General features: G+C 70.2%; 9 protein-coding genes. 3 read left to right on the top strand and 6 right to left on the bottom strand.

Going from position 1 to position 15,904, the window contains the following annotated elements; translation table 11 throughout:
- Positions 1-166 precede the first annotated feature (166 nt).
- Together J2S55_RS47275 and J2S55_RS47270 are read right to left on the bottom strand one after the other, a co-directional pair.
- On the bottom strand, positions 167-1,768 hold the full coding sequence (locus tag J2S55_RS47275; protein ID WP_306876128.1) for an MFS transporter: 1,602 nt from the start codon (positions 1,766-1,768) through the stop codon (positions 167-169).
- A gap of 700 nt (positions 1,769-2,468) precedes the next feature.
- Positions 2,469-3,863 (bottom strand): FAD-dependent oxidoreductase, encoded by a 1,395-nt coding sequence (locus J2S55_RS47270; protein ID WP_306876126.1) that lies wholly within the window; start codon positions 3,861-3,863, stop codon positions 2,469-2,471.
- 564 nt (positions 3,864-4,427) lie between these two features.
- On the opposite strand from J2S55_RS47270, the gene J2S55_RS47265 reads away from it, so the two are divergent.
- Complete coding sequence (locus tag J2S55_RS47265) at positions 4,428-4,808, top strand: VOC family protein (RefSeq protein ID WP_306876124.1); 381 nt, start codon at positions 4,428-4,430, stop codon at positions 4,806-4,808.
- Between the two features lie 81 nt (positions 4,809-4,889).
- Here J2S55_RS47265 and ovoA read toward each other — a convergent pair whose 3' ends face one another.
- The gene (ovoA, locus tag J2S55_RS47260) at positions 4,890-7,121 is read right to left on the bottom strand and encodes a 5-histidylcysteine sulfoxide synthase (protein WP_306876122.1); all 2,232 of its coding nucleotides are present in this window, start codon (positions 7,119-7,121) and stop codon (positions 4,890-4,892) included.
- Between the two features lie 812 nt (positions 7,122-7,933).
- On the opposite strand from ovoA, the gene J2S55_RS47255 reads away from it, so the two are divergent.
- Together J2S55_RS47255 and J2S55_RS47250 are read left to right on the top strand one after the other, a co-directional pair.
- Entirely contained in the window at positions 7,934-9,709 is a 1,776-nt protein-coding gene (locus J2S55_RS47255) for a hypothetical protein (RefSeq protein ID WP_306876120.1), read from the top strand.
- A gap of 12 nt (positions 9,710-9,721) precedes the next feature.
- Positions 9,722-11,128, top strand: a complete 1,407-nt coding sequence (locus J2S55_RS47250) for a pyridoxal phosphate-dependent decarboxylase family protein (protein ID WP_306876118.1) — start codon at positions 9,722-9,724, stop codon at positions 11,126-11,128.
- 36 nt (positions 11,129-11,164) lie between these two features.
- On the opposite strand, the gene J2S55_RS47245 is transcribed toward J2S55_RS47250, so the two are convergent.
- The 3 genes from J2S55_RS47245 to J2S55_RS47235 form a co-directional block, all read right to left on the bottom strand.
- Positions 11,165-12,628, bottom strand: a complete 1,464-nt coding sequence (locus tag J2S55_RS47245) for an APC family permease (RefSeq protein WP_306876116.1) — start codon at positions 12,626-12,628, stop codon at positions 11,165-11,167.
- 114 nt (positions 12,629-12,742) lie between these two features.
- Positions 12,743-14,107, bottom strand: coding sequence for an aminotransferase family protein (locus J2S55_RS47240; protein WP_306876114.1), 1,365 nt, complete (start codon positions 14,105-14,107; stop codon positions 12,743-12,745).
- 331 nt (positions 14,108-14,438) lie between these two features.
- Positions 14,439-15,686, bottom strand: a complete 1,248-nt coding sequence (locus J2S55_RS47235; RefSeq protein ID WP_306876112.1) for a cytochrome P450 — start codon at positions 15,684-15,686, stop codon at positions 14,439-14,441.
- Between the last annotated feature and the right edge of the window lie 218 nt (positions 15,687-15,904).

Below are 15,904 nucleotides of genomic sequence, written 5' to 3'. Positions count from 1 at the left end.
GTCCGGGCAGGCGGCCCAGGCGGGGTTACCTGCCCGCGCCGGCGCCCGGGGCCGATGACGACAGGTTCCCGCCCCCCTTTTCCGGGAGCGGGAACCTGTCGTCGGTCCGGTCCGTCGGCACCTGGTCCGATGTGGCCCCGCGGTGCCGTGCCGGCGGGTTCTCCGGTCAGCTGACGGTCTGGACCGTGTCGTCCTTGGACGGCTCGGTCTGTGCCGCCTCGCCCGGCGTCGGCGGCGCACCCGGTGCCCCGCTCATGGGGGGCAGGTGCCGGAGCCCGACGAAGGTCAGGATGGCCAGGCCGATGTAGAGGACGCCGGTGACCGTGGTGACCGCGTGCAGCCCGCTGGTGAAGGCCTCACGAGCGGATTCGAGCAGGTCGGCGCCTACCGTGCCGGGCAGCTGCTGGGCAGTGGCCACGGCGCCGGCGACGCTCTCCTTGGCGGTCTGGGCGGCCCCGGCGGAGACCCCGGCCGGGATGACCACCTCGTTCCGGAAGACGATCGTGCCGACGCTGCCCAGGACGGCGATGCCCAGCGCGACACCCAGCTCGCCGCCGGTCGACGACACCGACGACACCGATCCCGCCTTCTCCGGCGGGGCGGAGCTCATCAGCATGTACTGGGTCAGTCCTCCGACCGGGCTGCCGCCGATGTAGGCGATGATGAGGCCGATCATCAGGGTCGTGAACCCGCCCACGCTGCTGACCTGGGTGAGCACCAGCATGCCGATCGCGGCGATCACCATGCCGACCACCAGGACGAAGGCGGGACGGACCTTGCGGGCGATCTGCGGGGCGATCCCCATGCCGCCCACGGTCATCAGGATCGTCGGAGCCAGCATCCACGCGCCCGCCTGCAGCGGTGACAGTCCCTCGACCATCTGCATGTACAGCACGGCCGTCAGGCCGACCCCGCCCATGATGACACCGATGGCCGTGGCGACGATCAGCCCTGTGCGGACCGCCTTGATGGAGAACAGGCTCAGGTCGAGCAGCGGGCTGGTCAGCCTGCGCTGGCGCACGATGAAGATCAGGGTGAACAGCACGCCGGCCACGAGGGCCGCGATGGCCGCCGGCTGCCAGCCGTTCCTGGCCACCTCCTTGAGGCCGTAGACGATCGGCAGGATGGAGGCGAAGGACAGGATCACGCTGAACAGGTCCAGCCGCCCGGCCTCCGGGGCCCGGAACTCGGGGAGGAAGAACGGGCCGAGCAGCAGCAGCAGCGCCATGATGGGCACACCCATGATGAAGACCGACTGCCAGCCGAAGGCGCCGAGCAGGATTCCGCCGACCACCGGGCCGAGCACGACGCCGATCATGATGGAGCCGCCCCAGATGCCGTAGGCGGCGCCCAGCTGCGCGGGGTCCTTGAACATGTTGCTGATCAGCGCCATGACCGAGGGCATCACCGTGGCTCCGGCGATGCCGAGCAGCCCGCGCGAGAAGATCAGCATCTCGGGGGAGGTGGAGTAGGCGGCCAGCAGTGAGGCGACGATGAAGACCGCCGCGCCGCTCAGCAGCACCTTGCGGCGGCCGATCCGGTCGCCGAGGGTCCCCATGGTGATGAGGGATCCGGCGATCAGGAAGGCGTAGATGTCAGTGATCCACAGCTGCTCGGTGCCGGTGGCGCCCAGCTCGGTGGCCAGCTGGGGCAGCGCGAGGAACAGCACGCTGATGTCCACGGTCGTCAGCATGGTGGGCAAGGCCAGTACGACCAGGCCGATCCACTCCCGCCGCCCAGCCTTGGGCGGCGCGTCGACTGTCGTCATGTCTTGATCATCCTCTCGTCGTTGGTGCCGCAGGTCGCCGGAGCGGCTGGATATGGGGACGACGATGCGCTCGGATACTCATCGCCGTTCGGGCGGGGCACAGATTGCTCCCGCGTCGGGATCTCGGTCGTCAAACCGCGTCCTCCCTCAAGGGCCAGGCGGAGATCGGAAGCCCCATTCCGTACAGCCCCGATCACGACATCGGCCCGCGCGAGGCAGTCGCGGAGCCGGCCGTCGGAGATCGTGCGGATCCGCGGTGCGGACGCGGGTCCCGCCTGGGCGACAGAATTCGTGCTACCTCCGATGCATGCCGTCCGCCTGTGGTGTCGATAGGCACGTTCCTTGCTCTGCCAGCGATGAGCGTGCTGACCCTCACCATGACCGTGGCAGTTGTGTCCTGGTCAGCGCATCTTCCAAATTGCTCTTTTGCCTTTGTCGCCGTGCGGGGCGATTACACTGGAACGCCGATCCGGAATCGGCCGGGCCCACCGGCCGGTGACGTGGGATGTCACCGGCCTGCGGATTCCGCTGTCACATCGGCGGCCGCTGAATGGGTGCAGGGCCCGCGACCCCCGGAGAGAAATCACACAATGACATGAATTGTGTTGATTCATATGTGGTGTCTATACCTGTCGCGGGCTCCGGGAATTTCACCCGTCCGTTCTTTTCCGCGGGGCGTCCGAGGCGGCCGGCCCGGTCGTCACGGGGTCGGCTGGATCATCGTCTCGGCCGCCCGCTCCCGCGCCAGCCAGGACTCGCCGGGGGAGGGCCGCAGGACGGCGTGCCGCAGGACGCGCAGGAGCATCGACGGGCGCATGAGGGCCTGCGGCGGATCGATGAGACCGGCCACGCGCATGAATCCCTCGGTGACCTTGGCGTCCTTCGTCGCGGCGTACTGCACCCGCGCCATGTAGGCGTTGCCGGCCCGGACCTTCACCGTGCGCGGTCCCTCGACGCCGGGGAAGTCGAGGTCGCCGCCGGCGGAGATGTCCCACGGGGTGTCGATGACGCGGGCGACATCGCCGAGGAAACGGAGCGGCTGCGGCGGGGTGCCCTGCCGCAGGTGCCGGCGGAGCACCATCGTCTCCAGCGCGGCGACGCTCATCCCCTGGCCGTAGACCGGGTTGAAGCTGCACACCGCGTCCCCCATGACCAGCAGACCGTCGGGGAAGCGGGTCAGCCGCTCGTAGCGGCGCCGCACGCTCGCCGGGAACCGGAACGACACCGCGTTGTCGAGCGGCTCGGCGTCGCGGACCGCCTCGTACACCTCCGGCACCGGGAGGGAGCGGACGAACTGGAGGAACGCCTCGGGCTCGGTCGGAGGGTGGTCGCCGAGGAGGCCGGTGAGCGACAGGATGCACAGGTCGCGGCCGACCTGGCCGAAGAACGCGCCCCGGGGGTGCGCCGGGGAGGCCACCGGGTTGATGGACTGGACGCCGTCGAACCACTCCGGGCGCGTCCGGTAGTGCTGGGTCGTGTAGGCCAGGCCGACCTTCACCCGGTCCTCGACGGGCCGCTGGTAGCCGAACTCCTCCAGCCAGGCGGGCGTGCGGGAGCCGCGGCCGGTGGCGTCGACCACCAGATCCGCCTCCAGCACCTCTTCGACGGAGTCCGCCGAGCGCCGCTGGACCCGCACGCCGGTGATCCGGTCACGTGCCGCGGTGGCCACCAGTCCCACGATGTCGCACTGCTCCATGAACGTCACGTTGGGCAGGGCCGCCACCCGGGCACGGACGTGGTGCTCCAGAACCGGCCGGGGCGCCGTCACGGAGACCAGCCCGGTCCGCGCGGGCTTCAGCCGCCGGGCGTTGAAATACCACCGCATCTCGCCGAGGTCGCCGGTGGGCACGCCGGCCGCGCTCAGCTCCTCGGTGAAGCCCGGGAAAAGGGATTCCAGGATCAGGTGACCGCGGGCGTGCAGCCCATGGGCGTGGCGGGTGTGGGGCGCTCCCCGGCGCGGCCCGCGTACCCCGACCACCGTGTCGCGATCGACCACCAGAACTTCCCGGTACGCCTCGGCGAGCACCCGGGCGGCGAGAATCCCGGCCATGCTCCCGCCAAGTACCACAACGCGATCTCCGACCTGGCTGCTCATTGCGGTCACCTTTCTTAAAGACGGGTCAACGGACCCGACTTGGCGGCGGCCCGGTCGTCACCGAGGGCTCACCGGCCGCCCGTCCGCCTCGGCCGTGCTCACCGCGGCGGCGCGGCGCCGTTGACCGGCCGCGTCCTGCACGCCGATGACGTCGAAACCGTCAGAACCGCCTGCGGTCACCATCCGGCGGGACGGAAACGGTCCGTCCCAACGGGCTGCTGTCGAGATCAAGCCCCTACCGTCAACGTGTCTACGCAGGCAGCATCACACCGCCCCGGTCGGCCGTGCATCTCCGAGGTTGCGGGCCGCCCGGGCGTGACGTGGGTGCGGGACGCGCCCGGGCGTGGCCGGAACGCGAACCCCGGGACGGGGGCAGGAGGTTCGTGATAGCTCTACGTGAGCTCGAGGGACGCGTGGGCCGTCCTCCGGAGGCGGCCGGGCGGGGGACCCTGTGCGGCCTCCGCGCGGGGGACGGCGGACGGCTCAGGCGGGGGTAGGTCCTGGCGGCCGTGCCCGTCGGTCCGCGCGGCTTGGAAGATCGACCGTACGGAAGGATGACGCGCCATGAAATGGAAGCTCGAACTGGTGCCGGTTCCCGTCAAGGACGTGGACCTGGCCAAGAGCTTTTACACCGAGAAGGTCGGCTTCGACCTCGACCACGACAGCTGGATGAGCGACGATCTGCGGGTGGTCCAGATGACCCCGCCCGGATCGGCCTGCTCGATCGCCATCGGCGTCGGAATCGTGGACACGCCGCCGGGTTCGCTCCAGGGCCTGCATCTGGTCGTCTCCGACATCGAGGCGGCCCGGGCCGAGCTGCTGGAGCGGGGCGTGGAGGTCACCGAGGTCAAGCGGCTCTCTTCGAGGGACGGCGGCGCCTTCGTGCACTTCAGCGACCCGGACGGCAACGGCTGGGCGGTTCAGGAGATCCGCGGTCACGGCTGACGGCGGATCTCCTGTCGCTCCGCGCGGAGGCGGGGGCGGGCCCGCCGGATCAGGGGCGGGATCCGGCGGGCCCCTCGGTGGTCAGCGCTTGCGCCACAGCGAGACGTCGGCGCTGAGGTATTCGTAGTGACGCCGGTGGTCGCGCAGCATGCCCGGCTCGTCGGACTCCGCCACGAGGTCGAAGGCCTCATCCAGGATCCGCCTGATCTCGTATTCGCTGGTCGGCGACTGGGACCGTGCGCCGAGCCACTTGTCCGGCGCGGTGTAGGCGGGCTGCCACGACCACGGGCTGGCCACCAGCAGCAGCCCGCCCGAGCGCAGGACCCGGTCGGAGTCGGTGAACTGCCGCAGGCACGCCCGGGGGTCGGCGACGCGGTCGAGAAGGTTGGACAGGAGCACGGCGTCGAAGCTGCCCAGGGTCTCCGGCAGCGCGCAGCAGTCGGCGATGACGAAGTCGACGTCGGCGCCGCCGGCCGGCCGCGGCGCGCGTGCGTGCAGGCGGGTGCGGACCTCGCCCTGGTCGAGCCTTTCGTACGGCACCGCCTCGCCGCGTGCCAGTTTGCGGGCGGTCTCGATGAAGGTGGAGCTGAGGTCGGCGCCCACGACGCTGGTGACGGTGCTCTCGGCAAGGGTGAAGCTCGCACCGCCGACGGCGCATCCGGCGTCCAGGACCCGGTGGAGGCTGACGCCGATCCGCTCGGCCTCGCGTGTGAGCATTCTCGCCAGGCGCTGCGGATAGGCGTGCGCGACGGCGAGGGGGTGGTCGGGGCGGCCGAAGGTCTCCTGGACGCTGGCGAAGTGCATCAGGAGATAGCGGTTGAGCATCTCCTGGGTGTTGTAGGTGTCGGGGGCCTCGGTGCTCGTGGCCGGGTCCGGCGAGGCGATCAGCCGGATCCCGGACTGCTGCAGGAAGTGCGGGCGGAAGTGGAAACGCGCCCAGATGCTCGCCTCGTCGCCGGTGCTGACGAACGAGCCTCCGAGGATCATCTGGTGCAGGCCGTCGAAGCAGGGGGTGCTGAAGTCCTCGTAGTAGGGGTGGACGGCGAAGTCGTCCAGCGGGTTGAAGGTGTCCTCGCACCATGTCCAGAGGTTTCCTGCGGAGTCGTGCACGCCGTGCGCGGTGGCGGGCGAGTGGTCGACGGGGGTCTCCGACCCCCAGGCGAGGTTGAGGTTGACGCCCTGCGCGCGCAGGTGCGCACCGCTGAGGCGCATGACCGGGTCGTCGTCGACGGCCGGCTCGTCCGGCAGCGCGCGCATGCAGCGGAACTCCGCCTCGGTCGGCAGCCGGTAGGCGCGGCCGTCCCGCTCGGCGCGCCAGGCGCAGTAGGCCTTCGCCTCGTGGTAGTTGACGCAGACCGGCCAGTCCCAGGGCATGTCGATGACTTCGAAGGTCGTGCGCAGGCGGTAGCGGTGCAGTCCGCTCGGCCCGTCGGGCACCCAGAACTGGGGCCACTTGGCGTTGCGGAAGGCGCGCCAGCCCCAGCCCTCCTCCGACCACAGCTCCGGCCGGCGGTAGCCGCCGTCGGCGACGAAGCGGTGGTATTCGCCGTTGCTGACCAGGTAGCGGGAGGCCTCGAAGTCGGCGACGTCCAGTTCCCGGGTCCCGTACTCGTTGTCCCAGCCGAAGGAGGGGAAGGACCAGGGCTTGCCCAGGCGGACCCGCCCGCCGGGGACGGCCACCGTGCGGTTGTCCGGGACCGACTCCGGGGTCGGGCCGCCGGCGTCGCCGACGCGCCGCATCGGGGCGGGGGCCGGCCAGGCGGAGGGGTGCTGCACCAGTTTGAGGGGCAGCTCCCGGATCAGCATGGAGCTGGTCTCCAGGTGGATGCGGTCGTGCTCGAAAGTGAGGAAGATCGCCCACGCCTGGTCGTCCATCGTCACCGGGCGGCCCAGGTCCGGGGCGAACGGCGTCGACTCGATGATCCCCCGGACGATCCGGTAGACCTCGGCCCGGTAGCTGTGGACCTCACCGACAGAGGGCCAGAGCATGTCGTTCTTGGACAGGTCGTCCCAGGACATCTCGTCGACGCCGGTCTCCAGGACGTGCTCGAGGTAGGCGTTGACCGGACCGCTCAGGAGGCCGCTGACCCGCAGCTTGTTGATGTACAGCGCGGCCGGGTGACCGTAGTAGAAGATCATGGGGTGCCGCAGGTTGTGCGCCGGAGGACGGTAGAAGGCCTCTGACGTCTGCAGTCCCGCGAACAGGATCTCCTGAAGCGCCCAAGAGTTGTCGAAGTAGTCGAGCACCGCGTCACGGCCGCACACCGACAGGTCCGGCAGCGGCAGCGAAGTGATCCGGCCGGTCTCCTGCATACCCGGGCACTCCCCGGGGAGGGGGCGTTTGCCGGTGAACCACCACGCGCCCCGGGGGCCGGTCAATCGCTCGTCCGAATGCGCCGCTACATTCTTTTTCCACTCCTCCGCCACGGTGACAGTCATTGTTGCTCACCTCTTCCTCACAGTTGAGAACGTAAGTTCCCCGTAGGATTTCAAGGTCCGGCGCGCCTGGCTTCTCCGATATTGCTGACTTCGATCACAGGTAATAACTTTTATGACGTCCGCGGACGGCATTGCCGTGTGCGGCACGCGGGCGCTCCTGCCGGCGGCCGTGCCGGCCGGCGCGTCAGGCCGGCCGGCTCCACCGTCCGTGGCGCCGCCCTGACCGAGGGCCGGGCGCGGATCGCGGGGCACGGGCCGCCTAGCCGGACCGGTGCTTTCGGCCGCCGGGAGCGGCCTCATGAATCTCCGTCCCGGACCGGTATCCGGCCTTTGCCGGAGCGCAGGACCGGTGCCGGACCTCCCCGTCAAAGACGCCCGGCGGCGCGCCTGCGCCGTCTTTTCTCCATGCACTCCTGCTCCGGTATTCGACACGGCGGCGCGGCCGCCCGGATGCGGCGGCGTGGCAGGAAGCTGCAATCACGGGCAGCTTCCTGCAACCGAGATTCCTGGTTTGCGTGCCGCCGGACGCGCAGAGTTGGTTCTGGAGGAAAACTCGGCGGACCAAGAAAAGAGAAGGGCATGAAGAGGTCGATTACTGAATCGGTTCAATTCAATCGTACCGGGAACAGCCGGTCGCAACTCTTTTTCTGTGGCGTCGACAAATGAATACCGGGGAGGAGCGCGAAATGAATCAGCCCGACGTGGATTATGTCCCGTTCAACCAGAGCGATCATACGGATGATCTGAGGGGCGTACGCGATCCGGATTTCCTGGCGCTGGGTCTGGGCTGCACGAACATGATGGCCATGCTGTGGACGGTGGCCATGGGCCGCCGTGCCGTCGGCGTCGACATGCGCGGCGACCCCTCGCTCGGGGTGCACTGGAACATCCGCGAGGAGCTGTACCACCATCTGGGCATCATCGACCAGATGATGCTGGAGCGCTACGGCGAGGAACGGGTGCCGCATCGCGGCGACGGCAGTGTCTTCCGCCTCGCCGAATGCCTGTACCGGCCGGACTGGCCCGCGGGCCCCATCGCGACGGACGAGTTGTTCCTGGGCTTCTCCACCGCGCGCATCGCCGGCCTCATCCACCACACCGAGTTCATCGACGACCGGTGGAAGGACGGCGCGCCCCACCGGGTGATCACTGTGCTGGACGCGGCCGAGCCGCCCAGCGGGCCGGACCCGGAACGGACCGGCACCGACATGGTCGAGGTGCTGGACAGCCCGTCGATGTTCCAGACCGGAGCCCTGCAGCTGCTGATCCTGCTGCGGCGCTATCTGGAGGAGATCGAGCGGCTGGACCTGGAGGCGGGGGTGGAATCCCCGCGGGTCCGCCTTTTCACCCACCACCGGGTCGCGCTCGGCGACGACGGCTTCACCGAGCTCCCCGACGGCCGCAAGAGGGTGCGCATCGAGGCGCTCCGGGAGCTGGACTACCGGGGAAGGTTCCACCGGGTGCGGATACCCGGCAGCGATCTGATCGATCTGGGCGTGCCCGAGCTGTTCATGGTCGCCCAGGGTTTCGACAGCGACGACGCCGACCGGCTGGGGTTCAAGCAGGAGGATGTGAAGGTCGACCACGAGGACGGCCAGGGGCCGGTGGTGGCCCAGGCGGACTATCTGGCCGGCCTGCTGGGGGTGCTGGTGGACGGCCGGCTCCGGCGGCGCATCGCCTCCGAGTTCGACGAGGAGGGTCGCGAGTTCTGGGTCCGGCAGATCGCCGTCGGTCACGAGGGGGATCCCGCGATCGGCTGGGTGCTGGTCCAGGTCCCGGACTTCAAGGTCTTCGACCCCATCGTGGCCGGCCTGGTGCCGCCCGGCACCGACCGGGAGTCGCTGGAATACTACGCCGCCTACCGCCACATGCTCCGTGACTATTACCTGGAGCAGGCCGCGCACATCCTGGAGATGCCGAAGGAGCATCTGCAGAAGGTCGCGACGTCCTACGGGCCGAAGATGTTCAGCCTGGTCGAACGGGTCGGGGCGGACCCGCTGGTGGCCGCCAACGGCGTGATCGCCGGCGACTCGTTCGGCAACGGGAACTTCATGACCAGCGGCGGCGCCATCACCGGCATGGTGGGACACGCCCACCGGCTGCTGGCCTACTGGAAGGACAGGGAGGCCCAGGTCGGCCAGGACGTCGCGATAAGGCGGCTCGCCGACGGCATCAAGGAGGACACCCACGGGTGGCTGCAGGTCAGCGCCACGGAGTTCAGCCAGGCCCTTCCGGTCAACTTCGGCGCCGAGCGGATCCAGCAGATCGTCCAGGCCGGCGGCAGGGACGTCACGGCACGTGCCGCCAGCATCGAGGCCACCCGCAGGCAGCGCCACGGCCTGGCCCCGCTGGACCACTCCGACTGGAGACGGCCGGTGATCCACGCCGGCCGCATGCACGCCTTCACCCTGCCGCCGCTGCAGCCGACGCATCCGGCGTCGCCCGCGCGCCTTCACAGTTAGGAGTAAGCGCTCATGTCACTGTTCCCCCTGGAGCCGAGCGGGGACGAGCTGGCGGCGATGATGACTTCGGCGACCTCGTTCGTGTCCGATTTCGTCGGTTCGCTGAACGAGGCTCCCGCCGTCGACCTCGATGTCTCCGACCGCATGCGGGTCGATCTGCTCGCACCGCCCGGCGATCACGCCGGTGACTTCGACGGGCTGCTGGAGACCTTCCGGCAGGCCGCCTCGAAGGCGGTGGAGACCGCGGGCCCCGGCTGTTTCGCCTACTTTCCCGGCGGTGGCCTTTTCGCGTCGGCGGTGGCCGAGCTCCTCGCCTCCACCGTGAACCGGTACACGGGCTCGGGTGCCATGGCGCCCGCCCTGGTGGCCATGGAGCACGGTGTGATCCGGTGGCTCTGCGGGGTGTTCGGGCTCCCGCAGACGGCGGGCGGGCTGCTCACGAGCGGCGCGTCCGGCGGCACTCTGTCGGCGCTGCTGGCCGCGCGCCAGGAGCTGCTCGGCGGGCCACCGGGCACCGGGACCGTCTATGTCACCGAGCACACCCACCACAGCGTCGCCAAGGCCGCGCGGATCGCCGGGTTCGCACCGGATCAGCTGCGCACCGTGCCGGTCACCGCCGACCACCGCATGGACCCCGGTGCGGTCGAGGAACTGGTCGCCGCCGACCGTGCGGCCGGCCGGAGGCCGTTCCTGCTGGTCGGCACCGCCGGCACGACGAACACCGGCACGATCGACCCGCTCGCCGACCTCGCCGACGTCGCCGGGCGGCAGGGCCTGTGGTTCCACGTCGACGCCGCCTACGGCGGGGCCTTCCAGCTGACCAGCCGGGGCCGGGCGAAGCTGTCGGGCATCGAGCGGGCCGACTCGATCACCCTCGATCCGCACAAGTCGCTGTTCCTGCCCTACGGCACGGGTGTCCTGCTGACGCGTGACGTGCGCACGCTGGCGGCCGCGCAGGGCGCCGACGCCGCCTACCTGCAGGACCTGCAGCTGGATTCGCGGCTGCCCAACTACGCCGACCTCGGCACGGAGCTGAGCCGTCCCTTCCGCGGTCTGCGGCTGTGGCTGCCGCTGCATCTGTACGGGGTCGACGCCTTCCGTGCCACGCTCGACGAGAAGTTGGACCTGGCCCAGGTGGTCCACCGCGAGCTGCTGGACATGCCGCTGCTGGAGACGCCGGCCCCGGACCTGACGGTCCTCACCTTCCGCGCCCCCGGCGGCGACGCGGTGAACCGCCGGTTGCTGGAGACCATTCACGCCAGCCGCCGGGTGGCCCTGACCAGCACGCAGATCCAGGACCGGTTCACGCTGCGGTTGTGCGTGCTCAACCACCGCACCCACCGTGCGCACGTCGACGAGGCGATGAAGATCGTTCGTGACGCGAGCTGGTCGGTCGTGGACAGGAAGATCGCGGTGTAGGGCGGGCGAGCAGGTACGGCGCGGCGTGCCCGCCGGTCAGGGCCGGGAGGCGGCCACCGGGCCGGCCTGGTCGCGGCGCTGGACGCCGGCCAGGGCGGCGTAGCGCTCGGGCCGGGCGGTCCGCATCCAGAGCGCGTAGCCGATACCGGCCACACCGGCGGCCAGGATCAGCCAGGGCAGCGAGGTCACCACGACCGCGGTGGTGCCGGTCATCAGGGCGAAGTTGTCCAGCAGCAGCACACCGGCGACCGCCAGTCCGGCGAATCCGAGCAGCGGCGCCAGCCCGGTGCGCCACCAGTGGCGGTCGGGGCGGCCCCGGAAGAATCCGATGACCGACAGCGTGGCCAGTGCCTGCAGCACGACGACGCCGAGCGTACCGATCCCGATCATGCTGGTGGACAGGTTCACGTACGGGTCGAGCCCGACGAGGGCGAAGGCCGCCACCAGCACGACGGTGACCGTGGTCTGCACGAGGCTGGCCCGGTGCGGCGATCTGTGCCGCGGGTGCACCGCCTGCAGCCAGTGGGGCAGCAGCCGTTCGCGGCCCAGGACGAACAGGTACCGGTTGGAGGCGTTGTGCATGGCCAGCATCGCGGCGAAGAGGCTGGTGCAGAGCAGGACCTGCATCGTCACGGTCGCCGCCTTGCTCAGGTAGTCGTCGCTCAGCCCGAAGAACAGGTTGCCCAGCTGGGCGGCCGCCACCTCCTGGACCCGGGACGGCCCGACGGCGCCGACCACCACCCAGCTGGTGAGCGCGTAGAACACCGCGATCACGGTCACCGCCGCGTAGGTCGCCAGTGGCACGCTGCGCCTGGGGTCGCTGGTCTCCTCGCCGTAGAGCGCCGTGGACTCGAAGCCGACGAAGGAGCAGAAGGCGAACATCATCGACACGCCGATCCCGGCGCCGACCACCGTGCCGGGCGCGAACGAGGCGGCCGGCAGCGCGGCCGTGCCCTCACGTAGCAGGATGGCGGCCACCAGCAGCACCAGGATCGCGATCTCGCCGATGATGAGCACCGACAGCACCCGGGCGCTGAGGTCGATCTGCCGGTAGCCGAGCACCGCCATCACGGCGACGGCCGCCGCGGCCCACAGCTCCCACGGCAGATCGACCCCGTGGGAGGCCGCCACCAGCTGGGCGAAGTAGGCGAACGCGCCGACGAGGCCGATCGTGATGGTGTTGTAGGCCATGACCGCGATCAGGCCGCTGCCGACGGCGGCCGGCCGGCCCAGCCCGCAGGAGATGTAGGTGTAGAAGCCCCCGGCGTTGACGATGTGCCGGCTCATCGCCGCGTACCCGACCGAGAAGCACAGCAGTGTGACGCCGGCGAAGGCGAACATGGCGGGCACGCCCGGGCCGTTGCCGATGGCGAAGGCCAGCGGCAGGGTCCCGACCAGGGCGGACAGCGGCGCCGCCGCCGCGATGACGAGATAGACGATCTTCGTGGTGGTCAGCGTGCCGCGCAGCTGCCGCTCGGTTGGGGTCAGGGTCGTGGTCATGCGCGCTCCTCCGGCCCCGGGTGTCGCGGGCCGCTTACGGAAGCGTCCGGCAGGGAAGGTGATCTCCCTGCCGGACGCCGAGTGGATCCGGTTGTGACCGAGGGCCGTGGCCCGTCAGCCGTTCGCGGCCGTCTGGGTCAGCACGTCGACGATCGCGGCGCTCGCCCGCCGGACCTCGTCCTCGTTCATGGTCAGCGGCGGCGAGAGGATGATGTTGTGGGCGTAGGGCCGGGTGATGACGCCGTGCTTGGCACGGATCTGGGCGGTCAGCCCGAACACGTCGGGGAAGGCCATCGGCTCGCGCGTCTGGCGGTCGGCGACCATCTCGATCGCGGCCGCGGCGCCCTCGACCCGGACGTCGCCGACGGTCGGCACGTCGGCCAGCGGGGCCAGCCCGGCCCGGAACCAGTCGCCGATCGACAGGGCGTTGGCCGGCAGGTCCTCCCGCTCCATGATGTCGAGGTTGGCCAGGGCCACCGCGGCGCCGACCGGGTGGCCGCTGAAGGTGTAGCCGTGGAAGAAGCCGTAGTCCTCGGTGATCGCGTCGCCGATGCCGTCGCGCAGCAGCACCGCGCCGAAGGAGAAGTAGCCGCTGGTGATGCCCTTGGCGGTGGTGATGATGTCGGGGTCCATGTCCCGCTGCGCGGAGTCGAACCAGGCGCCGGTGCGGCCGAAGGCGGTGATGACCTCGTCGGCGATGAGCAGGATGCCGTGCTTGTTGAGCACCTCGCGCACCCGGGGCCAGTAGTCCGCCGGCGGCGTCAGCACGCCGCCACCGCCCATGACGGGTTCGCCGATCATGGCGGCGACGTTGCCCGGGCCGAGCCGCTCGATGGTCTGCTCGAGCTCGTTGATCAGGAAGTCGGTCGGGTCCTGGTCACCGTACAGCTCGGCGGCGCGGTACAGGTAGGGCGGCGAGACCTTCTCCACGTGCGGCAGGTTGGGCCCGACGCTGAGATGCATCGGCTCGAAGCCGGTGAGGGTGCCGGAGCCGTAGTTGGCGCCGTGGTAGCCGTACAGCCGGGAGATGATCCAGGTGCGGTCCGGCTGGCCCCGCCGGGCGTGGTACAGCCGGGCCGCCTTGATCGCGGTCTCGACGCTCTCCGAGCCGCCGCTGGTGAAGAACACCTTGTTCAGGTCGGCGGGGGCGAGCCCGGACAGGCGGACGGCCAGCTCGATGGCCTTGTCGTTGGTGAACTCCTGGTAGCTGGTGAAGTACTCCAGCTGCTCGATCTGCTTGGCCGCGGCCTCGGCGAGCTCGCGCCGCCCGTGCCCGACGTGGGAGTGCCACAGCCCGCCGCCGGTGGCGTCGAGCAGTTCGTTGCCGTCGGCGTCCCAGACGGCGCAGCCCTTGCCGCGGACGATCACGAGACGGTCGGAGATGGCGGCCGCCTGCAGTGGGTGGATGAGGTGGCGCCGGTCCAGGTCTTCCAGCTCGGTCGACGACGCTGACTGCGTCCGAATCGGGGTAATTGTCACGATTCTTCCAATCATGAGTGCCGATGTAGGAGGGTTGCGCACTGGCTGGAAGCCGTCGTCGTTCATCTCGCGACGGGCACGTCCAACGAGAACGGAGGTGACCGATCTGCCTGGCCCCGGATGCCACCGCCTCCTGCTCGCAAGTTTAGGTATCGGCCCTTCGGCACTCTTCTCCTGAGATGCTCGGATTCCGAGTTCACAGGCCTTTCACCTGGTGTGTCGGGGCGGACGCGGGGCGCATCCCCTCACGTGCGGTGAGCACGCGCCCCGCGGCGGCGGCCCGCCCGCGGACCACCCGGACCCGGGCCCCGGATCCGGGGCCCGCGGTCCGCTACCAGGTGACCGGGAGCGACAGCAGCCGCGGCACGGTCCCGTCGTCGTAGGAGGGGACCTCCTCGGCGGGCACCGCGAGCCGGAGCGTGGGGACCCGCTTGACCAGGGTGCGGAAGGCGATGTCCAGCTCCAGGCGGGCCAGGTTGTGACCCATGCAGTGGTGGATGCCGTAGCTGAAGGCGAGGTGGTTGGTGGGCGGTCGGGTGATGTCCAGGACGTCGGGGTGGGAGGTCACGCTCGGGTCGATGTTGGCGCCCGCGAAGCTGACGAGGATGCCGTCACCGGCCTTGATGACCTCTCCGGCGATCTCGATGTCCTCGGTCGCGACCCGCGCGAGCTGCTCCACCAGGGTGACGTAGCGCAGGATCTCCTCGACCGCGCCGGGGACCAGGTCGGGGTCGTCGGCCAGGGCGGCGTACTGTCCCGGGGTCGCCAGCAGGGCGAGGGTGCCCAGCGCGATGGTGCTGGTCGAGGTGACCGTGCCGGCGACCAGGATCGCGAACGCGAACTGGATCAGCTCATCGCGCGACAGGTCGCCCTTCCGGACGTGACCGGCGATCAGGTCGTCGAGCAGGCCGTTGCCCGGGTCGCTCTCCTTGGCCTGGATCAGGCGGGTGAGGTAGTCGGTCAGCTCCTCCATGGCCTGGTCGGCGCGCTCCGGGTTGAACAGGTCCCGGGCCGGCCCTTCGAAGGACTCGCGGTCCTCGTAGGGGACGCCGAGGAAGGCGCAGACCACCATCATGGGCACCGGTGTGGCGAACGCCGTCATCAGGTCGGCCGAGGAGCCCTGCTGCAGCATCGCGTCCAGCCGCTCGTCGACGATGCGCTGGATCTCCGGCCGGTGCACCGCGACCCGCCGGGTGGTGAAGCTGGGGATCAGCATCTGCCGTTGCCTGGTGTGCTCGGGCGGGTCCACTCCGAACAGCGCCCCGGCGAAGCCGCCCTCCTCCTCCGTGGCCATCTCGCGGGTGGCCCGCATGTGCTTGTGCCGCTCGTCCAGCACCGGGTAGTTGGGGTAGTGGGCGAGGCTGGACATCCGCTTGTCGGCCAGCAGGGCGCGTGCCTCGACCGGTCCGGTCACCAGCCACGCGGTCCGGCCGTCGTACAGCCGCACCTTGGTGAGCGGCCCCGGCGCACGCAGCTGTGCGAAGCCCGAGGACGGCCGGTAGGGGCATTCCCGCGGCAGCGGGTAGGCCGGCAGGGCCGAGGAGTCGGTCTCCGGGGAGTTCACTAGTGGCAGGGCCATGGATGGTCACCTCTTGTCTGGGAAGGCGGCAGCTCAGCCCGGTCCATGGCCGTGGCCGCGGATCCGCGGCGGTTTGGTCGCGTCCTCGGACCCAGGTGCCTGCGGCTCGCGTCTCGGACACTCGTCGCGCGTTTGCGGCGCGGCGTCGTCATCAATCGTGATCGTGGCGGACGTTCCCTGCATCTTCTCCGATGCGCAGAGCGTGATCCGCTCCGCGG

Source organism: Streptosporangium brasiliense, assembly GCF_030811595.1.
In the GTDB taxonomy this organism is placed as follows: domain Bacteria; phylum Actinomycetota; class Actinomycetes; order Streptosporangiales; family Streptosporangiaceae; genus Streptosporangium; species Streptosporangium brasiliense.
The sequence above is the reverse complement of the archived record's forward strand: the minus strand, read 5'-3'. Positions and strand labels throughout refer to the sequence as shown.